Raw genomic sequence first — 21,059 nt, 5'->3', positions numbered from 1 at the left:
AAGGAATTTTGCAAAGGTCTCAGGCCGTCTGAAAATTTTCAGACGGCCTTTAAGTTTGGCCAGTTTAATTTGTCAGTATTTATGAATTGAATTTCAACATTGCCAATCTATCTTTAATCTCTTTTTCCAATTCGGCAGATTCCGCAAAGAGCTTGTCCAAATCTGCCGAAAATCCTGCCATTTTCTGCTCAAATTCCTCGGTGGAAATATCCACATAATCAATCTTTACTTCAAAATATTGACCTGCCGACAAGCTGTAATTCTTGGCTTTGATTTCATCGTAGCCGACCACCACGCTAAAATCTTCCACAGCCTGTTTGTTCGTGAAGGTATTGCAGATTTTTTGTTCTTCCTCACGGGAAAGAACAGTTTTTTGGTTTTCATCAACACTGGTTTTTGTACCTAAGTCCGAGGCATCGATTAATACCACTCCGTCTTTATTGGCTTTATCGATAAACAGGATGGAAACGTTGGTTCCCGTGGTGGCGAAAATATTGGAAGGCATGGAAACCACACCAGCAAGCATTTTGTTTTCCACCAAATGTTCGCGGATTTTTTTGTCGATGCCTGATTGGGCGGTGATAAAACCCGTCGGCAACACAATCGCCGCTTTGCCGTTTTCTTTCAGGCTAAACAAAATATGTTGGATAAAGAGCTGATAGATTTCCATCTTCTCTTTCTTTTTAGGCTTGATTTTCGGAATACCAGCAAAAAAGCGTTCGTTGTTTTCATCGTTTTCCAGCTGATCGCGGAAATCGCTGAAATCCAATTTAAACGGCGGATTAGAAACAATAAAATCAAATTTTTTCAGACGGCCTGAAGCGTCTTTGTGATACGGAGACAAAATCGTATTGCCCTGAACCACATTATTCAGCGAATGCACCAAATTGTTCAAAATCAGATTCAGCCGCAAAAGATTGGACGATTTTTGCGAAATATCCTGCGTATAAATCATACATTTGTCTTCGCCGATGGCATGGGCGACATTCATCAGCAGCGTTCCCGAACCGGCCGACGGGTCGTAAACGTCCACGCTGCGGATTTGCCCACGCACCTCTTCCGGCACCAAAATATCCGCCATAATCCGCGCCACCGCGTGCGGCGTGTAGTATTCGGCATATTTGCCGCCTGAATTACTGTTGTAGTCTTTAATCAGGTATTCAAAAATCGTGGCAAAAAAATCGAATTTTTGCGCAAAAATTGCCTCAAAGCTAAAACCCGCCAGCTTGGAAATCAGCGCGCGGCAAAAATCGTCGCGGCGACCTTCATCCGTAATATATTGACTGATACGCTCGAACAACACGATTTTCGCCCCGCCTTCGGTTTTCACCGAAAACAGCTCCGCATTATGCGCGGCAATATCGGTGAGCGTGTCGTCAAAGAGTTTGGCAAAATCTGCGCCATTTTGCCGCTCCGACAAATACTTGATGGAATGTTCGGGCTTCAAAACCGCTGTTTTTCCCTCAATATCCATATTGACGAACTCAATCGCCTCATCAGGGTTTTCTTTGCGAATTTTTTTAACTTCGAAATCGTATTTGTCCTTTAAGAATTTATACAAAAACGCCTGACTGATGATTTTAAATTCGTTGCCGTCATTGCCTAAGCCATAGTTGGCGCAAATGGTTTTTAAGCTGTCAATCAGGGCTTTGGTTTGTTCGGTAAAGTGTTGTTCGGTCATTTTTTATCTCGTTCTTTTTATTGTATCTGTCGGATTCTTGAATCCGGCTTATTCCGCCACGGATACCTGCCCGTTCATCAGCATGGGCAGTAGGAAATCACGTAGTTGGGTTAGTTGGTGGTTTTGTTGACTTCTGATAAAAATCATTTCATCGTATTTTGACGCAATTTCATTATATTTTTCTAATACATTATCTGCCGGAGCAACTAATTTCAAACTATGTAAATCATCCTTCGTTATTGAACCAAACGTTGTTCCTTCTGTATTTCGTCGCTCAAAAACAGTTTTAAAGTATTTCATTACATAGAATAAAAAACTGTTGTTTCCTGATTTACTTCGCAATGCAGCTAAACCACGACCAATACAACATTCAAAAGGCGAAATATTTAAATCGCCGACAGGCGCTCTAACACTTAACAAAATATCGCCTTTTTGTGCAAACCTCGTCGGGGAAGTCGTATATTGGCGAACGTTTGGAAAACGCCAGTCAAAATCGGTTGAGCCTTGAAAAAAAATTGTCCCTTCTTGTTCCAAGTTATAACTTGCACCATCAGGAGATTGCCCCATTACGATATCAGCTACCTGATTTAAACTCTTCACCTCCCAGCCCTTCGGAATTTCCCGTTTCAAGGTTTCGTCAAACACCATTTCGCCGCCTGAAGATTTGTAGGGTTTGCCGTCTGCGTCAGGGAAATCAAACTGCACAAACCAGTAGTCGTACAGGGTTTTCGCCATCTCTTCCAAGCGCGCGTTGATTTGTTTGTTCAGGGCGATTTTTTTGTCCAAAGCGGATAGGACGGCGGCGATGGATTGTTGGGTTTGAGGTTCTGGAATCGGCAACTCCAGTGTTTTTAATGTATTTTCATTAACACGTTGTCTCCCGGAAGTTCCTTCCATACATTCAATTGCCCGTTTTCTAAAATCGGGGCTGATTGCAAAATAATAGAGAAATTCGGGATTGGTTTCATTTTTTGCTCTTAACACAATAAATTCGGTAGAACCGAAAGCCACTTCTACATCATCTAAAATATCCACAAAAGCGGTTTTTCCATTTTCCAAACACGGGGTAATCTTGGCTAATAAGGTATCACCATTGCGAAACTTAGCTCCACCGTTAAATGCCTTGATTTCGTAACCCGTAATTTGCCGTTGAAATTCTTTCAACATTGCCATCGGAACACTTTTTGCCAATATTCCCTTGGATAGTTGCTCTCTCGGATTAAAATCAGCAATATTTTGAATTTGTTGTTTCTTAAAATGATTCATGATGTTCCGTTACAAAACTCTTCAAAGGCCGTCTGAAAAAACATTTCAAAATCCGACCGCACTTTTTATTATCCATTCCGAACATATGCGATACGCCCGTAAAGGCTACCTGAAAAACCGCTTTCTCACATCCGCCCGCTTTCTTTTAAATATTCGCGCACCAACAGGCGGTTGATGGCTTGAATGTCGGCGGGCTGAACGGGAAATTGCTGTTCCGTTCTAAAGCGTTTTAATACGATGCCCTGCATTTGTTTTTCAAAGTAATTCTGGTTGTCCAAAATCTGCTCCATATCCAGCACTTTTTGGTCGGCATCGGTTTTGACGCCGTTTAGTGCGTTGAAGACTTTGAGTTTGTCGCCGTAGAGGGCGGGATTTTCCAGCAAGCGTTTGTGGATGCGGGCGTATTTGGTGTCGCCGCCGTATTTGTGGCGCAAGAGATCGTTTTTGCGGTTCAGCTCTTTGATTTTGACATAGACAGTATCGAGCGTAGCGATGTTTGCCTGCATTTCTTCCTGCCCGACTTCGGCGAGGTTCTTTTTCTTGAAGATGCGTTCCAGCTCTTCGCGCAGGCTGATGTATTCGGGGTCGTCTTGGTCGAAGTTGCCCGCCAGTCCTTCACGGACTTTGCGCATGATGTCTTTTAAATCGTCGGCAAGCTTGAGCTCGGCTTCGCTGATTTTGACGAATTGGAAGTAAACGTCTTCCAGCGCTTCATTGAGCAAATGGGCAGTGTTGCCTTGTTGTATGTTTTCGGCAAAGTTTAAGGTATCCAAACGCGCGGCAGTTTCGCGGTACAACAGATTAAGCTTGTCAAAATCTAGATGCGCGAGAAACTCATGACTGCCTTGCAGGCGCAGGACGTTGTACAACTCTCTTGCGGTTTGCAGGGCTTTTTTCAGAGCAAGCAGCTGTTTTTTATCTGCTATTTGTTCGATTTGATGACAAAATACTTCGGCGTTTTCGGTATCGAAATCAAACAGGGCATCTTTAATGCCTGTAATTTCTTGTTCGATTTCTTCGGCGGTTTTGAAAAGCTGGCTGTAGCTGCCGATTTCGTCGCCCAATTCGTTCGAAAGTTCATCCCAATAGGCGCGGTTGGTCTTATCAAATTCGCTTTGGATATCGGCAAAATCGACGACATAGCCGTAACGGTATGATTTGTAGGTGCGGTTGACGCGGGTCAGGGTTTGCAGAAGATTGTGGGCTTTGATTAGTCTGCCTAAGTAAAGCTTTTTCAGGCGCGGCGCGTCAAAGCCGGTCAAGAGCATGTTGTACACAAACAGGATATCGATTTTGCCTGCTTTGAAGTCTTTAACCCATTGGTCGCGTTCGTCTTTAGTGCCGATATCGTGCAATATCAGCGCGGCGGTGAAATTATGGTCTGAGGCCGTCTGAAAATGCTCAAAAAGCTGGCGTGCCTGCTCCGAGCTGTCGCAAACAACCATGGCGCCGAGGCTGTCGTCTTGGTTGGTTTTTCTGAATTTGGCAAAGTCGTCAAGGATATAATCAAGCATCGGACGGACGAAATGCGGATGGGCATAGATTTCTTTGCGGTCAAAGCTGCCTTTTTCGACTTCAAGCTGTGCCAATGCAGCCTGCAATTCAGCTTTGTATTGGCTGCTGATGGCCTCGCGAATCAGGCGCAGGGTGTAGCCGTCGGCAATGGAGGCGTTGTAATAGTATTTGTGGATGTAGTCGCCGAAAAGCTCTCGGGTGTTGACGTTGCCTGCGGTTACGCCGATAAGCGGCGTGCCGGTCAGCCCGATTTTGACGGCGTTTATGTCCGACTGATTCAGGTTGGCAAGAAACGAGCCTTTAGGGTTGTAGCTGCGGTGTACTTCGTCAAGAAAATAAACGCGCTGGATGGCAAGGTCGTAGTCGTTACGGGCGACGACATCGGGATCGTCTTTGAATTTTTGGATGTTGACGACGGTGATTTCCGGTTTGCCTGAGTGGTTGTGCAGGGTTTGGGCGGATTTGATGTCGGCAGCGAAGGCTTCGCGGCTGTCGATGGTATGGACGATTAAGTCGCGGGCGGTAAATTCCCGCTGCGCCTGTTTCAATAAATCGAGCCTGTCCACGATGAAATAGAATTTCGGCACAATGCCCTGTTTGGCGTAATAGTGCGTCAGGTAGCGGGTGTTGTAATAGGCAAGCGCGGTTTTACCCGAGCCTTGGGTATGCCAAATCACGCCTTTTTTGCCGCCGTTTGCCAAATGTTTTTCAATGGCGAGAGTGGCGAATAACTGCGGATAACGCATGATGTGTTTTTGCAGCGCGCCTTGGTTACTTTTAACGTAGGTCAGCCCGTGTTGCAGAAGAAAAGCGAGGCGTTCGCGGCAAAGCAGCGAAGTTAGGATGCGGTTGGTCGGTGTTTCGGGCGATTTATTGCTAATAAATTCAGGGCTGTGTTTGATAACGGGCAGGTTGTTGTCTTGCAGGACTTTGTTTTCGAGGTCGTCTGAAAGCGTGTTCAATAATTCGGCAAGGTTTAATTTGTGCTCTTCGCGGAAGTAGTTAAACACGGGCTTGCCGTAAGCAGGCGAAGCGTAAAACGCGCCTTGCGCCGGCTCGGTTGCGCCGTCGTCGTATTCCATGTTGTTGGAAAAAATCATGAATTGGGTGATGTTGATGAAACGGCGAAATTTAGGGTTTGTCGCACGTTTGCCCATGCGCTCCCGTTCTTCACCGATGCCGCCTTTGTTGTTGGGCTTTTTGACTTCGATAAAGACCAAAGGCATACCGTTTACTAACAAAGTAATGTCAGGGCGGAATTCTTCATCGCCGTTGATGCAGGGCAATTCGGTTACAACATGGAAACTGTTGTTATCAAAATTTTGGAAGTCGATCAGTTTCTTGCCACCGGATTGATTGGTGAGGCGTTCGTAAAATTTTTGCCCCAAGTCTTCGTTATCCAGCTCAATAGTGATGTCGGTCAGCAAACGGCGTGCATCGTCCGGCGATAAATCGGGATTAATGCGGCAGAGGCTTTCTATGAAGATTTCAGGAAAAATATTGGTTGATTTGTCCCAATTTGCATTTTTGAGCGAGAGGTAATCGTAGCCCAACCGCATTAGGTGCAAAATAGCAGGGATTTTGACGCGGGAATTTTCGTTGTGAGTTTGAGACATAGACGTAACCAACCATAAATATAATTATTGAAACAGATTATAACACCCGAAAAAAGCCGATACACCTTCCTGATGTATCGGCTTTCGTTATCTGCTTAACGCTTAATTTCTGCTGGGCAGTTCTTTTTCGCTCAATGGTTTGATGTACCAAATATCGCGGCAGTAGTCGGCGATAGAGCGGTCGGATGAGAAGAAGCCCATGTTGGCGATGTTGATCAAGGCTGATTTGCGCCATGCGGATACGTTGCGGTAGTGTTCGTCCGCTTTGTATTGCGTGTCGATGTAGCTGCGGAAATCTGCCATCAGCTGATAGAAGTCGCCGTATGGTTGCAACACGTCGTTGTAGCGGTTTGGCTCTTCCGGAGAGAAAGTGCCTTGGCTGATTTGGTTGACGACGCGGCGCAGGTCGCTGTCTCGCTCGATATAGCTCAACGGGTCGTAACCGTTGCGGCGGATTTCTTCGACTTGTTCTACGGTGTTGCCGAAGATATAGCAGTTGTCCGCGCCGACTTTTTCCAAAATCTCAACGTTCGCGCCGTCCAGTGTACCCATACAGATTGCGCCGTTGAGGGCAAATTTCATGTTGCTGGTACCGGATGCCTCTGTACCTGCCAGTGAAATTTGTTCGTGCAAATCGGCGGCAGGAATGATGATTTGGGCAAGGCTGACGCTGTAGTTCGGAATGTAAACGACTTTAATCAGGTCGCGGATACGGGTGTCGTTGTTGATGACTTTGGCAACGTCGTTAATCAGACGGATGATTTTCTTCGCCATGTAATAGGCGGATGCGGCTTTACCGGCAAAGATGAACACGCGCGGCTGCCAATCGAAATCCGGGTTTTCCAAGATTTTGTTGTAGCGGTCGACGATGTGCATCACGTTCAATGCTTGACGTTTGTACTCGTGAATACGTTTGATTTGGATGTCGAAAAGTGCATCGGTATTAACTTTGATGCCCAGCTCGGTTTCGATGTATTTGGCAAGGCGCTCTTTGGCGGCTTTTTTCACTTCGCCGAATTCTGCCTGTACGGAGGCATCGTCCACTTTGTCGTTGAGCTTGGCAAGGTTGTCCAAATGCAAACGCCAGTCTTCGTCGCCCAGATGTTTGTCCAAGAATTTGGTCAAGCCCGGGTTGGCGATGTTGATCCAGCGGCGCGGGGTTACGCCGTTGGTTACGTTGGTAAAGCGTTCCGGGAATATTTTGGCAAAGTCGGCAAAGATGGATGTGGTCATCAAATCGGAGTGGATTTTTGCCACGCCGTTGACTTTGTGCGAACCGATTACGGCAAGCCATGCCATGCGGACGCGACGACCGTGGGTTTCGTCAATGATAGATACGCGGCGGACAAAGTCGTCGTCGAAGTTGCCGATGGCGCGTAAGGCATTGAGGAAGTAGGCGTTGATTTCAAAGATGATGTCCAAGTGGCGCGGCAGCAGACGGCCCATCAGCTCAACCGGCCAAGTTTCCAAGGCTTCGCTCATCAATGTGTGGTTGGTGTAAGAGAAAATCTTACAGCACATATTCCATGCTTCAGTCCATGCGATGCCCTCTTCGTCAATCAGGATGCGCATCAATTCTGGAATGGCGAGCACCGGATGGGTGTCGTTCAAGTGGATGGCGACCTCGTCTGCCAAAGTGCGGATGCTTGGGAAACGGCATTTGTGACGAGCAACGATGTCTTGAACGGAAGCGGAAACCAAGAAGTATTCTTGTTTCAGGCGCAATTCGCGGCCGGATTCGGTAGAGTCGTTCGGATACAGGACGCGTGAGATGTTTTCGTCGCTGTTTTGTGCGCGAACTGCAGAGGCATAGTCGCCTCGGTTGAAGTCGGCAAGGTCAAACAGGTTGCCTGCGTGCGCAGTCCACAAGCGCAATGGGTTGGCACATTCGCCGCCATAGCCAGGAATGATTTCATCGTATGCCCAAGCGGAAATTTCTTCGCTCGGCTGCCATTCTTTTTTATCGCCCAAGTTCAACACGTGACCGCCGAAACGGACGGAATATTGTTTGTTCGGACGGGCAAACTGCCATGCCAAATCTTGGTCAAGCCACAAATCGGGTTTTTCGACTTGTTGGCCATCCACGATTTCTTGTTTGAACATACCGTATTGATAACGGATGCCGTAGCCCATGGCCGGAATGCGCAGGGTTGCCAAAGAGTCGAGGAAGCAGGCAGCCAGACGGCCTAAACCGCCGTTACCCAAACCTGGATCTTCTTCTTGTTCGCAGACATCGGCAAATTCTTTGCCCAGTTGCTTGAAGGCTTCTTCAAATTCGGCGTAAACGCCTTCGTTAATCAGCGCGTTGACAAACGAACGGCCGAGCAGGAATTCCATAGACAGGTAATAAACCATGCGTTTGCTGTTGTCGATGTGGGCGCGGCGTGTTTTGAGGAAATCTTCCGCAATCAGGTCACGTGCGGCAAGCATGGCAGCGTTGAGCCATTGGTGTGAAGTTGCCTCCTTCGGATCTACGCCCAAGATAAAAATCAGCTTGTAAACGATGGATTTACGGATGGTTTCGGCGTCCGGTTTAGGCATTACATAATCGTAACCGGAGATAGGGAGTTTTTTCTTAGCCATGGAAGCCTTTCTCTAGCGTGAGGCACTGGACAACGCGCCTGATGGTTTTATTAAAACAACGAAACTCGGTTTTCAGACGGCCTGACAACGGCAACAGGCCGTCTGAAAGGAATGACGCGTAGGTTTGTTACACAACAAGGGAATTATAGCGGAAAGATTTAAAAAAAGGATATTTTTTTCTTTATAAAACATTTGATTAACAACCAAACCATTAATCATCTTATCGGCATTTTCCATTTATACCACGAAGCTGCAAATCAGAAAATATCAACAAAATATCAAAGCGTTAATCAAATAATAGTTTGATTCCCATTTAATTTGTTTTATGTAAAATCCAAATCCCCATATGTTCAACAACACATTTCCCTGATTCTTCGTAATTTAATTTCTCTGATGGTACGCAAGAAATTTCCCAATTACCTTGAGGCAGGTTAAATAACTGACGACTACGTTTGGCATTCACCAACAGCAGCCACTCGTCGTCCAAAACAATCTGAATCGCCTTACTGCCCCTGTTGTGCCAACAATATTCGGTCATTGGGCTGCTATCGGCATTGAGCCATTGCACACGCTCTTTTTCCCACCAGCAATCATCTGTCAGCAGCTTGATTTGGCTGCGGATGCGTATCAGCTCTTGAGTGTAATCTTGCAACACATGGGACTCATGTTGCCAATCCAACCATGTAATCGGATTATCTTGGCAGTAGCTGTTGTTGTTGCCTTGCTGACTGTTGCCGAACTCATCGCCGGCCAAAAGCATGGGCGTACCGTTGGATAAAAATAAGGAAGCAAGCAGCGCTTTGGAAGTGTATTCGCGGTTGAGCAAAACCTCTTCATCATCGGTTTCGCCTTCTACGCCGTGGTTGTAGCTGATGTTTTCATTATGCCCGTCGCGGTTGTTTTCACCATTCGCTTCGTTGTGTTTTTCGTTGTAGCTGACCAAATCACGCAGAGTGAAGCCGTCATGTGCGGTAATAAAATTAATGCTGGCAGACGGTCGGCGGCCGCTGTGGTTGAAAATATCGGACGACCCGGCCAAGCGTTCGGCAAATGCGCCCAAATTGCCGCTTTCCCAAGACCAAAACGCGCGCATATCATCGCGGAAACGGCCGTTCCATTCGGCAAAAGGTTGCGGGAAATTGCCCAAGTGATAGCCACCCTCGCCGATGTCCCAGGCTTCGACAATCAGTTTCAAACCGGCCAAAACCGGGTCTTGATACAAGACTTGGAAAAAACGGCCATACGATTGGAAATCGGGTTCGCGTCCCAATACGGTTCCCAAGTCGAAACGGAAGCCGTCAACATGAAACTCTTCGGCCCAATAGCGCAGGCTGTCTGCCGCCCAACGGGTAACGTCGCGACGGACAATATTGAGCGTATTGCCGCAACCTGACCAGTTTTCATAGCTGCCGTAAGAGGTGTGCCAATACCATAAAGTGTTGTCGATACCGCGCTGACACAGCATCGGGCCTTTGTCGTCCTGTTCTGCCGTGTGGTTGTACACGACATCCAAAATCACTTCCAAACCCGCCTGATGCAGGGATTTGACCGCTTGTTTAAACTCCGCAGCCGCACGCTCGGGATTGTCGGCATAAGACGGCTCGACGGCAAAATGGGAGTAAGTGTTGTAGCCCCAATAATTGCTCAAGCCCATCTGCTGAAGATGGTATTCGTCCAGATGATAATGAATCGGCAGCAACTCGACCGTCGTTACCCCCAACTCTTGCAGATAGGCCAAAACCCGTTTATCACTCAAGGCTTTATAAGTGCCTGCATATTTCAAATCGGGGAATTGCTTGGTCAACCCTTTGACATGGGCTTCATAAATAACGGTTTTGCCCCACGGTATTTCCGGACGGCAATCTTTGGCCCAATTAAATCGGCTGCGTCCGATCACGACGCTTTTCGGCGCAACAGCGGCATTGTCGCGTTCATCTTCCGGCCTGAACCATGCCATTTCTTCGGCGGTACGGTAGCTTGGTTTACCGTCAATTTTTTTGGAATACGGATCAATCAGCAATTTGTTAGGATTGAAACATGAGCCGTATTCTGCGTTTTCACGTCCATACACGCGAAAACCGTATCGCTGCCCTGCCTTAACATCCGGCACAAATCCGTAAAATACCGAACCGCGCCGCGAAGGCATCTCCAAACGGGTTTCTTTATCTTTATCAAACAGACACAATTCGACCTTTTCGGCATTGATGGAAAACAAGGTGAAATTCGCGCCCTCGCTTGTCAGTGTCGCGCCCATGGGATAAGGCTTGCCTTCCTCGATATGCCATGATTTGGCAGTCATAGAATGATTCCTTGGTATGTATTTGGTTTCGTGTCCAATATAAGGCCGTCTGAAAATCTTTCAGACGGCCTTGAGTCATATTGATGTCACTATCTTTTAATTTTCAGCTGATTAGGCAGGCATGACGCCTACCCTCAAAGTTGATTTACGCTTCGTCTTTAACTGCCGCCTGATACAGGTAAACGGTTGCCAACGGCGGTACGGTAACAGACAGGGAATTTGGTTTGCCATGCGACCAAACTTCTTCTGTCTCCACCGTTGCGCCGGCAGAAACGCCGCTGCCTTTGTAATGCAGGTCGTCTGAATTGAGGATTTCGCGATATTCGCCGACAGAATTCACACCGAAACGGTAGCCTTCGCGCACCACAGGCGTGAAGTTGCTGATCACGATAACGCGGTTGCCTTCGCGGTCGCGGCGCTCGAAGACGAATACGGAATTGTCGCCATCATCGGCAACCAGCCATTCAAAGCCTTCAGGCCATTGGTCCAGTTGGTAAAGCGGCGCAGTGTCTTTATAGACATAGTTCAACTCGCGTACGAAGTCTTGTACGCCTTTGTGCCAGCCACCCTCTTGCTCCAGCAGGAACCAATCCAGTCCTTCGTTGTAGTTCCACTCTCGGCCTTGTGCAAACTCGCTGCCCATAAACAAGAGTTTTTTGCCGGGGAAGCCGTACATAAAGCCGTAGTAGGCGCGCAGGTTGGCAAATTGTTGCCAGCAGTCGCCGGGCATACGTCCGAGCAGCGAGCGTTTGCCGTGCACGACTTCATCGTGTGAAAGCGGCAGGACAAAGTTTTCGCTGTACTGGTACATCATGCCGAAGGTCATTTTGTTGTGGTGGTATTTGCGGTTGATGGGGTCTTCCATCATGTAACGCAAAGTATCGTTCATCCAGCCCATATTCCATTTGAAGCTGAAGTTCAAACCTTCTTGGCGGGTCACATTGGCAAACGAAGTAGATTCTTCGGCGATTTCAGTCGCTGCCGGAACTTCCTCTTTCAACATGGTGTTGGTATCGCGCAGGAAAGCGATGGCTTCAAGGTTTTCATGGCCGCCGTATTGGTTCGGAATCCACTCGCCGTCTTTGCGCGAATAGTTGCGGTAAATCATCGAAGCAACCGCATCAACGCGGATACCGTCAAAGCCGAAACGCTCTATCCAATACAGGGCATTGCCTTGCAGGAAGTTTTTCACTTCGTTTCTGCCAAAGTTGTAAATCAGGGTGTTCCAGTCTTGGTGGTAGCCTTCGCGCGGGTCGGCGTGTTCGTACAGCGCAGTACCGTCGAATTTGGCCAGGCCGTGATCATCAGTCGGGAAATGGCCGACTACCCAGTCGAGGATAACGCTGATGCCCTCATCGTGCGCGGCTTTAATCAATGCGCGCAATTCTTCCGGCGAACCGAAACGGCTGGTCGGCGCATACAAACCGGTTGCCTGATAGCCCCATGAGCCGTCAAACGGATATTCGGAAACAGGTAGGAACTCGATATGGGTAAAGCCCATGTCTTTGACGTATGCCACCAGCTCTTTGGCCAACTCTTCGTAAGTCAGCCAGAAATTGTTTTCCGGATTGCGTTTCCATGAACCCAAATGCACTTCATAAATGCTGATCGGCGCATCAATGGCGTTGGCACGGGCTCGGAAAGCCGGTTCTTCCACTTCGTCAGGCAAACCGCGCACGATAGATGCCGTGGTCGGACGTAGTTCTGCACCGAAGGCATACGGGTCGGCTTTTTCGCGTACATCGCCGTTGGCATCGCGGATTTCAAATTTGTAGAGGGCGTTGAGTTTGACTGCCGGAATAAAGATGTCCCAAATGCCGTTGTCGCGGTGGAAACGCATCACATGGCGGCGGCCGTCCCAGTTATTGAACTCGCCGATAACGGAAACGCGTTGCGCATTTGGCGCCCATACGGCAAAGCGTACGCCCTTCACGCCGTCCAACTCGGCAAAATGCGCGCCTAAAATCTCATAAGGACGCAGGTGCTTGCCTTCGGCCAACAGCCAGGAATCCATGTCTTGCAACGCGGAGCTGAAATGATAAGGGTCTTCTTCAATCACAGGCTCGGAGTCTTCGGTGTAACGGATACTCAAAGCGTAATCGGGCGCATCATCGGGCAAAACAGCCACAAAGAAACCGCGTTCATCAATTTTTTCAGACGGCACGATGAGTTCGCCGCTGCGGCGGTTCACAATATCCACGCTTACTGCGCCGGGAATCAAAACGCGCACTACTTCATCGCCCTCTGCAAGGCGGTGTCGTCCCAGATAAGCGAACAAGTCGCTGTGGGTGGCAAGAAACAGGCTTTCGACCGTATCGCGCTCGATTTGGTCAAGTTCATGATAAGCCTTGATTTGGCTGTTTGTTTTCATGCGTACCTCGTCAATAATGGCAAGTTGGCCGCCCATGAGGCGGTGTTGTGGGAAATCTTCCAAAGAAACCGGCATTTTTTGCGCCCAGTTCGGATAGCCGTTCGTTACGCCGGGGACATTCAAATTGTCAATGACGCCCAGCAAGTTTTCCAGTTGTACGGCGTAAAGCTTGCTGCGGCTCAATGCGCCGTATTTGTGCAAAGCCGCCAGCAAGGTTTCATCGGCTTTTGCCGGCATTTGTACGTCCGCACCCAGACAGCCGGTATATTTCAATTTATCCAGCAAATCAGCTTTATCGTGTTCGCGCTCATCCAAGGCCATCTGAAAAGCAGCTGCATCAGGCAAAGTACCGAGTTTAAACATCGTATCCAAATCTTTGCCTATCCAATAACCTGCCAGCGGCGCGACATCGTGAGTGCTGATGACCGTAATCGCCTGCTCTGGGTATTCTTCAGGTAATTGAAAACCGTTCCAGCCCTTGCTGAAATACATCACTTTGTAGGAAAACACTTGATAGCGGTTGAGCAGATAACGCGCTTGATCGGGTACCGTCCCCAAATCCTCACCGATGATGACGCAACGGTTGCGCTGACTTTCCAAAGCCAAAATGGCGAAAGTCACTTCGGCATCGTAATGCACATATGCGCCGAAATCTGCTGTTTTATCGTTTAAAACCCACCACAAACGACACAATGCCATCACATGGTCAATCCGCAACACGCCATACAGGCGCATGTTTTCGCGCAACAAATGGGCAAACTTTTCATAGCCCGTATGCTTCAACATCGACGGATTAAGCGGCGGCAAATTCCAATTCTGCCCTGTCGGCCCCAAAGGATCGGGCGGCGCACCGACCGATACGTCCATACAATAATCTTGACGGTTTAACCAAGTATCCGCACTGCCGCGCGCCACGCCGACCGCCAAATCGCCGTAAATACCAAGTTTGACACCGTATTCGGCAGCGGCTTTGTTGACTTCTTGCAACTGCTCCGCGCAAAGCCATTGCAGCCACATATAAAAACGGATTTCACGTTCATGGCTGCGCGCGAATTTTTCTACTGCTTCGCCATCAGGTTGATGAAATTCAGACGGCCATGACTGCCAACCCACTTGTCCAGGGCAGCTGTAATACTGGTCCAAAGCCTCAAACAAACCGAAGCCTTGCAAAGCCTTGCCTTTTTCTAATACAAATGCTTCAAATGCAGCGCGTTCATTTGCCGCAGCTACGCAAGTATCTTGTTCAAACGCGTTAAACGCCATATGCAGCGCATCACGCTTGCATGCCCAAACCGCCGTATAAGTCACCGTTTCCGTAACACGCAAAGCGGCAATGCGCTGACGGATTTTCGGTTGTGCCAGCCAGTTTTTCAGTTGCTCGTTATAAGTAAACGCACCGACTTTCTCGATATCCAAGTAAATCGGATTAAGCCATTCGCGCGAAGAAGGGCTATACGGGCTGGCAAAGGCAGGCTTGCTGGTAAACAAGGCGTGCAAAGGGTTGATACCGACAAAATCCAGCTTTTTCTCCGCCGCATATTTCATCAGGTTCAGCAAATCGGTAAAGTCGCCTATGCCCCAGTTGCGCTCGGAACGCAGGCTGTACAAATGCATGGTCAAACCATTCATCCGACCGCCATTGGCAAGCAGTTTAGGCTGATAAACCGATTCAGGCGCAACAATCAGACGTACAAGGCAACATTTGCCGCCGGTCTCGGCAGACAACGTGTAATAACCGCAAGCCAGTCGGGGCAGCTTAATCCAAAGCGTATCGTTGTCGCCAGGATATAAAGTCAAGCTCTGGCACTCATCCGCCTCATCAATCAATACGACCGCTTCCGCACCATGAAATTCAGACGGCATCTGTAAAGATTCTTCGCTGTTTTCATGCGCGACCATCGTATTCAGATAAAGGCCGTCTGAATCCGGTTTGCTTTTGTCCAAAACAGCAACAATCGATTCCAACACTTCAGGTTTGGTCGCATGATATATACCGTTGATGTCGTGGTAGCCTAAATCAATACCGGCCTCTACGGCCTGCTGCTCCAATGTCTCACTCATTGCACTCTGCCTGTTTTACCAATATCTGAATCTTAATACAGATCTTGTTGCACCGTTACATGTAGTTTATTGTAGTCTCTAACAAAATCCATATTTCCCTGTTTGATTTGACCTGCGCCAAAATTTCCTATTTATCTGTCTTGTAAAAACTTAAAGGCCGTCTGAAAAGGAAGGTTTCATTCCTTTTCAGACGGCCTTTATCATGCTTCAAGCCTGATTAGTGGTGGTGATGACCGTGCGGGCCATGTACGTGACCGTGGGCAATTTCTTCCTCGGTCGCATCGCGCACACCTTCAACGGTCGCCTTGAACAATACTTTCATACCGGCCAAAGGATGGTTGCCGTCCACTACGGCTTTACCGTCGGCAACATCGGTTACACGATAAATCAATACATCGCCTGTTTCCGGATCATCGGCTTCAAACATCATACCGACTTCAACTTCGACAGGGAACACGCTTACATCTTCAATACGCACCAGCTCAGGATCTTGCTCGCCGAAAGCATCATCAGGCGACAAAGCCACTTCAACGGTATCGCCTACATTTTTGCCGTGCAACGCTTCTTCCACCAAAGGGAAAATACCGTCATAACCGCCATGCAGGTAAGTAATCGGCTCTTCGGTTTTGTCCAACAACTGGTTGTTTGCATCGTACATTTCATAATGCAGGGAAACTACGGAATTTTTAACAATAGACATCATGTCGTCCTTAATCAATATTTAAAAGTCAAGTTCAGGCTATTCTATCACAGCTGTAACTAAACAATCGGTTTACCTTAAACAAATACTTTTGGCAAACACAACAAAACCAAAAAAGCCCATATAAAAAACCAAATTGAATGATTCCAATCCATAAAAGTTGCTTTTTCACAACACAAAGTTGCTAAATTACAAAAAATTCCCCAAACGCAAAAACATTCTAAACCCTTAAAACCAACAACAGTTAAAAATAATCAAATTATTGAATATAAACAACTTTTTAAAAGTTCATTAATTATGAATATTTTTAGATGATTTTTTACCTGCCTCCCTGATTTACATTATTTTCGCTAATTTTGTATTGATTTTAATCCGCAAACGGTTAAGCAACGTTGCATTGGCCCACCCCGTGGGGCATAATAACGAAAATTCAGCAATGAATTTCTACTGTACAGGCCGTTTGACGGCTATTTTTAGTTTAAATGTTTAAATCGATTTAAAAAGGTCCTCAAAAATGAAAAAATCTCTGTTCGCTGCTGCTTTGTTGTCTTTAGCTTTGGCCGCTTGTGGCGGTGCTGATAAAGCTGCTGAAACTGCCGCTTCTGCTGCTTCTGAAGCCGCTGCTTCTGCTACTGAAGCTGCTGCATCTGCTACTGAAGCCGCTGCTTCTGCTGCTACCGAAGCTACTGAAGCCGCTGCTTCTGCTACTGAAGCTGCTGCATCTGCTACTGAAGCCGCTGCATCTGCTACTGAAGCTGCTGCTTCTGAAGCTGCTAAATAATATTCTTTTGAATATAAGAAAAGCAGGATACCATTGTGTATCCTGCTTTTTTACATTTCTCACACTCCCCTTCCCGACTTTTCCGCCTGACTGCCATGCACTTTCACGACCGTTTTGCTGAGTTTCTTTCCGCCTCTGAAATCATCGAAGCCACTCCGGCCTTGTTAAACGACCAACGCCGCCGTTTTGTTTCTTCGCCGGATATTGTCTTACAGCCGAACTCCGTCGAGAGCGTGCAGAAAATCATGCGTTTCTGTTTTGAAAATCGCATCCGCGTAACCCCGCAAGGCGGCAATACCGGATTATGCGGCGCAACGGTAACCAGCGAAGGCGTACTGCTCAATCTCTCCAAGCTTAATCGCATCCGCGATATCAACCTTGCGGACAACAGCATGACGGTTGAAGCAGGCGTGATTTTGCAAAATGCTCAAAAGGCGGCAACCGAAGCCGGACGACTGTTTCCGCTCAGCCTTGCCAGCGAAGGCTCTTGCCAAATCGGCGGCAATATCGCCTGCAATGCCGGCGGTTTGAATGTCTTGCGTTACGGCAGCATGCGTGATCTGGTATTGGGTTTGGAAGTTGTTTTACCAAACGGCGAACTGGTTTCCCACCTTCAGCCCCTGCACAAAAACACGACCGGCTACGACTTGCGCCATCTTTTTATCGGCAGCGAAGGAACATTGGGCATCATTACCGCCGCCACACTCAAACTCTTTGCCCAGCCCAAAACCAAAGCGACCGCATGGGTAGGTTTAGACGATATTGAATCCGCTGTCTCGCTTTTGACTGCCGTACAAGGCCATTTTGCCGAACGCTTGACCAGTTTCGAGCTGATCAGCCGCTTTGCCCTCGATTTATCTTCGGAATTCAGCCAACTCAAAAAGCCTGCCGATGCGCAATGGCATATTTTGATTGAACTTGCAGATTCCGTTCCCGATGCCGGACTGGATGAAAAGCTTGCCGAATTTCTCTATCAAAACGGATGGGAAAACAGCATCTTGGCGCAATCCGAGCAAGAGCGCTCCGACTTATGGACCTTGCGTGAAAATATTTCCGCCTCCCAACGTAAACTCGGCACGAGCATCAAACACGACATCGCCGTCCCTATCGCCCAAGTGGCCGCCTTTGTCCGCCAATGCGCCCCTGCCTTGGAAACCCGTTTTCCCGGCATACAAATTGTCTGTTTCGGACATTTAGGCGACGGCAGCCTGCATTACAATACGTTTTTGCCCAACGTATTGAGCAACGAAGCCTACCAATACGAAGACGCCGTCAATACCATTGTTTATGAAAACATCCTTGCCTGCCACGGTACGATTGCCGCCGAACACGGCGTAGGCATCATCAAAAAACATTGGCTGCCCCGTGTGCGTACGCAGGCCGAACTTGTTCTGATGCATGCCATCAAAAATCAGCTTGACCCTTATGGCATTATGAATCCGGACAAACTCCTGCCTTCTTTGGATTAATCAATACAAAAGGCCGTCTGAAACATTTCAGACGGCCTTTTATCTTATTCAAACTATTTCAATGCCGTTTTCCAATCCAATCCGCCCAAGGACGGTACCTGTATCACTTCATTGGTATCCAAATTGACCGCTGTCAGCTCTCCGCCCCACAACGCGCCGGTATCCAAAGCGATAACCTGATCGGTATTAACGTAGCCCAATGATGACCAATGTCCGAACACAGTAATATAATCCAAATTCTGCCTATCAGGCGCTTTAAACCAAGGGCGCAGGTAAAGCGGCATTTTTTTCAGAGTGGATTTATATTCGTAATCCAATTCGCCTTTGTACGTCAGCGCACGCATACGGGTAAAGACGTTGATAATCATGCGTAGGCGCTCATAGCCTGTCAAATCATCCGTCCACTCGGTCGGCTTGTTGCCGTACATTTTACCAAAAAATTTCCTGTATTTTTTACCTTGCAATTCATCCTCAGCTTCACGGGCAAGGCTTTCGGCCTTATCAACCGACCATTGCGGCAAAATACCGGCATGCACCATCACATGCCTGTCGCCGCGCACCAAAAGCGGTTGATGACGCAGCCAGTCAAGCATGGCATGACTATTGGGATGGGTCAAAATAGGCTCAACCGTATCGCTGCGCTTGAGCGTTCCTTCACCGCAACCGACTGCCAAAAGATGTAAATCATGATTGCCCAAAACCATTTGCACGCTGCTGTCATGCTCTTTGGCAAATTTCAGGGTTTCCAAGGACTTCGGGCCGCGATTGACAATATCGCCGACCAGCCAAAGGGTGTCCGTACCATGATTAAAGCCAATTTTGGCAAGCAACAAAGTCAGCTCGTCAAAACAGCCTTGAATGTCTCCGATTGCGTAATGTGCCATTATTATTGTTTTCCGTTGTTATTATTTTCAGACGGCCTCAAGCCCAGCCCAGGCCGTCTGAAAACATCAATTATGCATTTAAAACCAATACTGCTTCTGCTTCAACCTGAACGCCTTTAGGCAGACTGGCCACGCCCACCGCAGCGCGTGCAGGGAAAGGCTGTTCGATAAATTCAGCCATCACTTCATTGAATACGGCAAAGTTAGCCAAATCGGTCAAATAAGCATTGAGTTTGACGATATCGTTCAAAGAACCGCCTGCCGCTTCGGCTACGGCTTGCAGGTTTTTAAATACTTGCACTGCTTCGGCGCGGAAATTGCCATCGCCGACCACGGTCATCGTAGCCGGATCCAAAGGAATCTGTCCGCTCATATAAACCGTATCGCCTGCGCGGACTGCTTGGCTGTATGCACCAATCGCGGCAGGGGCTTTGTCGGTATGGATAATGGTTTTAGACATGATATTCTCCTCAAATAGAAATGTCAGAATCAGGTGGAAGCTTCGAATTTTACTTTCAACAGAAATACGTTTCAATAAAAGCATTCAATTAATGCGTTTAGCCCGTCTTGTTCTTCCCCGATTTTAAACCTACAATCCCACACATTATTCATTTCAAAGCCGAAATTATCATGTTTTTTGTCTTATCCCCAGCCAAAAACCTCAACGAAAAAGACCCCTCCCCCGTCAACAGCTTTACCCTGCCCGACCTTCTGCCCGAAGCAGAAATCCTGATGCAGGAGTTGCGTCAGCTTGCCCCTCAACAAATCGCCGAGCTGATGCATGTTTCCGACAAAATCGCCCTGCTCAACGCAGAACGCAATGCCGTATGGCACACGCCGTTTACGCCGGAAAACGCCAAACAGGCCGTATTTATGTTCAACGGCGACGTCTATGAAGGCATCGCCGCCGATACGCTCAAACCGGAACAAATCGACTACCTGCAACAACACGTCCGCCTGCTCTCCGGCTTATACGGCGTACTGCGCCCGCTCGACTTGATGCAACCCTACCGCTTGGAAATGGGCACGGCCTTTGCCAACACGCGCGGCAAAAACCTCTACGAATTTTGGGGCGATAAAATCACCGACCTGCTCAACCAAACACTGAAGCAAGCCGGCAGCTATGTCTTAATCAACCTCGCCTCACAAGAATATTTCAAATCCGTCAACACCAAAAAACTCAATGCACGCCTGATTACGCCGATTTTTAAAGACGAGAAAAACGGCAAATACAAAATCATCAGCTTCTACGCCAAACGTGCGCGCGGTTTGATGGTGCGCTACGCGGCAGAACACGGCATTACCGAGCCTGAAATGCTCAAAAATTTCGACTACGAGGGCTATTCATTCAATGAAGCAGCTTCAAACGAAGTCGAATGGGTATTCATGCGTGAAGAACAATCTAAATAAAAACAGAATCCTAGATATTTTTTCTAAAATACCTCTTGGCAAAGGCCGTAAGTTCCATTAGTATTACGGCTTCAAGAATGGAAGCGTGGCAGAGCGGTTTAATGCAACGGTCTTGAAAACCGTCGAGGGTTGATAGCCCTCCGTGAGTTCGAATCTCACCGCTTCCGCCATTCTTGATAAGGATATAAAGACTTGATTGATTCAAGTCTTTTTTATTTTTGTCCTTTTGAAATTTAAGTTTATGTTGACGGGTCAACATTATCGATAAACAAAAGGCCGTCTGAAACTTCCCTATCCGGTTTCAGACGGCCTTTTAAACTTTATACCTATCCAAGTACCCCTTCCCTGTTTATAACCAAATACAAAACCAAAGGCCGTCTGAAAATTTCTTTTCAGACGGCCTTATATATTGCGTTCCATCAG

General features: G+C 47.7%; 12 protein-coding genes and 1 tRNA gene. 4 read left to right on the top strand and 9 right to left on the bottom strand.

The window, feature by feature from the left end:
• Nucleotides 1-79 precede the first annotated feature (79 nt).
• The 7 genes from HMPREF2700_RS06740 to HMPREF2700_RS06710 form a co-directional block, all read right to left on the bottom strand.
• A complete protein-coding gene (locus HMPREF2700_RS06740) occupies nt 80-1,681 on the bottom strand; it encodes an HsdM family class I SAM-dependent methyltransferase (protein WP_070591116.1) in 1,602 nt (533 codons plus the stop codon).
• A gap of 48 nt (nt 1,682-1,729) precedes the next feature.
• Entirely contained in the window at nt 1,730-2,947 is a 1,218-nt protein-coding gene (locus HMPREF2700_RS06735) for a restriction endonuclease subunit S (protein WP_070591115.1), read from the bottom strand.
• A 125-nt stretch (nt 2,948-3,072) separates the two neighbouring features.
• Entirely contained in the window at nt 3,073-6,078 is a 3,006-nt protein-coding gene (locus tag HMPREF2700_RS06730) for a type I restriction endonuclease subunit R (protein WP_070591114.1), read from the bottom strand.
• Nucleotides 6,079-6,180: 102 nt separating this feature from the next.
• On the bottom strand, nt 6,181-8,661 hold the full coding sequence (locus HMPREF2700_RS06725) for a glycogen/starch/alpha-glucan phosphorylase (protein WP_070591113.1): 2,481 nt from the start codon (nt 8,659-8,661) through the stop codon (nt 6,181-6,183).
• Nucleotides 8,662-8,974: 313 nt separating this feature from the next.
• Nucleotides 8,975-10,960, bottom strand: a complete 1,986-nt coding sequence (gene glgX / locus HMPREF2700_RS06720) for a glycogen debranching protein GlgX (RefSeq protein ID WP_070591111.1) — start codon at nt 10,958-10,960, stop codon at nt 8,975-8,977.
• A 145-nt stretch (nt 10,961-11,105) separates the two neighbouring features.
• The gene (glgB, locus tag HMPREF2700_RS06715; protein WP_070591109.1) at nt 11,106-15,392 is read right to left on the bottom strand and encodes a 1,4-alpha-glucan branching protein GlgB; all 4,287 of its coding nucleotides are present in this window, start codon (nt 15,390-15,392) and stop codon (nt 11,106-11,108) included.
• 217 nt (nt 15,393-15,609) lie between these two features.
• Nucleotides 15,610-16,092, bottom strand: coding sequence for an FKBP-type peptidyl-prolyl cis-trans isomerase (locus HMPREF2700_RS06710; protein ID WP_070591108.1), 483 nt, complete (start codon nt 16,090-16,092; stop codon nt 15,610-15,612).
• A gap of 514 nt (nt 16,093-16,606) precedes the next feature.
• On the opposite strand from HMPREF2700_RS06710, the gene HMPREF2700_RS06705 reads away from it, so the two are divergent.
• The gene (locus HMPREF2700_RS06705) at nt 16,607-16,873 is read left to right on the top strand and encodes a hypothetical protein (RefSeq protein ID WP_003683138.1); all 267 of its coding nucleotides are present in this window, start codon (nt 16,607-16,609) and stop codon (nt 16,871-16,873) included.
• Nucleotides 16,874-16,968: 95 nt separating this feature from the next.
• Nucleotides 16,969-18,342, top strand: coding sequence for an FAD-binding oxidoreductase (locus tag HMPREF2700_RS06700; protein WP_070591118.1), 1,374 nt, complete (start codon nt 16,969-16,971; stop codon nt 18,340-18,342).
• Between the two features lie 53 nt (nt 18,343-18,395).
• Here the strand turns inward: HMPREF2700_RS06700 and HMPREF2700_RS06695 are convergent, their stop codons facing one another.
• Both HMPREF2700_RS06695 and HMPREF2700_RS06690 read right to left on the bottom strand, forming a co-directional pair.
• Nucleotides 18,396-19,226 (bottom strand): symmetrical bis(5'-nucleosyl)-tetraphosphatase, encoded by an 831-nt coding sequence (locus HMPREF2700_RS06695; RefSeq protein ID WP_070591106.1) that lies wholly within the window; start codon nt 19,224-19,226, stop codon nt 18,396-18,398.
• Between the two features lie 70 nt (nt 19,227-19,296).
• Nucleotides 19,297-19,686 carry a RidA family protein gene (locus HMPREF2700_RS06690; RefSeq protein WP_049329214.1) on the bottom strand — a complete coding sequence of 130 codons (390 nt, stop codon included), beginning with the start codon at nt 19,684-19,686 and terminating at the stop codon, nt 19,297-19,299.
• A 170-nt stretch (nt 19,687-19,856) separates the two neighbouring features.
• On the opposite strand from HMPREF2700_RS06690, the gene yaaA reads away from it, so the two are divergent.
• Nucleotides 19,857-20,636 (top strand): peroxide stress protein YaaA, encoded by a 780-nt coding sequence (gene yaaA, locus HMPREF2700_RS06685; protein ID WP_070591105.1) that lies wholly within the window; start codon nt 19,857-19,859, stop codon nt 20,634-20,636.
• Nucleotides 20,637-20,715: 79 nt separating this feature from the next.
• Nucleotides 20,716-20,806: transfer RNA gene (locus HMPREF2700_RS06680), tRNA-Ser, on the top strand.
• Nucleotides 20,807-21,059: the final 253 nt, after the last annotated feature.

It is taken from the genome of Neisseria sp. HMSC068C04 (assembly GCF_001810105.1).
Lineage (GTDB): Bacteria > Pseudomonadota > Gammaproteobacteria > Burkholderiales > Neisseriaceae > Neisseria > Neisseria flavescens_B.
This window is presented reverse-complemented; position numbering and strand designations above follow the sequence as displayed.

What these genes read in the sequence shown, in the direction of transcription:
- glgX (WP_070591111.1), bottom strand. Translation starts at nt 10,960, where the DNA reads ATGACTGCCAAATCATGGCATATCGAGGAAGGCAAGCCTTATCCCATG.
- HMPREF2700_RS06725 (WP_070591113.1), bottom strand. Translation starts at nt 8,661, where the DNA reads ATGGCTAAGAAAAAACTCCCTATCTCCGGTTACGATTATGTAATGCCT.
- HMPREF2700_RS06735 (WP_070591115.1), bottom strand. Translation starts at nt 2,947, where the DNA reads ATGAATCATTTTAAGAAACAACAAATTCAAAATATTGCTGATTTTAAT.
- HMPREF2700_RS06730 (WP_070591114.1), bottom strand. Translation starts at nt 6,078, where the DNA reads ATGTCTCAAACTCACAACGAAAATTCCCGCGTCAAAATCCCTGCTATT.
- HMPREF2700_RS06700 (WP_070591118.1), top strand. Translation starts at nt 16,969, where the DNA reads ATGCACTTTCACGACCGTTTTGCTGAGTTTCTTTCCGCCTCTGAAATC.
- HMPREF2700_RS06705 (WP_003683138.1), top strand. Translation starts at nt 16,607, where the DNA reads ATGAAAAAATCTCTGTTCGCTGCTGCTTTGTTGTCTTTAGCTTTGGCC.
- HMPREF2700_RS06740 (WP_070591116.1), bottom strand. Translation starts at nt 1,681, where the DNA reads ATGACCGAACAACACTTTACCGAACAAACCAAAGCCCTGATTGACAGC.
- HMPREF2700_RS06690 (WP_049329214.1), bottom strand. Translation starts at nt 19,686, where the DNA reads ATGTCTAAAACCATTATCCATACCGACAAAGCCCCTGCCGCGATTGGT.
- glgB (WP_070591109.1), bottom strand. Translation starts at nt 15,392, where the DNA reads ATGAGTGAGACATTGGAGCAGCAGGCCGTAGAGGCCGGTATTGATTTA.
- HMPREF2700_RS06695 (WP_070591106.1), bottom strand. Translation starts at nt 19,226, where the DNA reads ATGGCACATTACGCAATCGGAGACATTCAAGGCTGTTTTGACGAGCTG.
- HMPREF2700_RS06710 (WP_070591108.1), bottom strand. Translation starts at nt 16,092, where the DNA reads ATGTCTATTGTTAAAAATTCCGTAGTTTCCCTGCATTATGAAATGTAC.
- yaaA (WP_070591105.1), top strand. Translation starts at nt 19,857, where the DNA reads ATGTTTTTTGTCTTATCCCCAGCCAAAAACCTCAACGAAAAAGACCCC.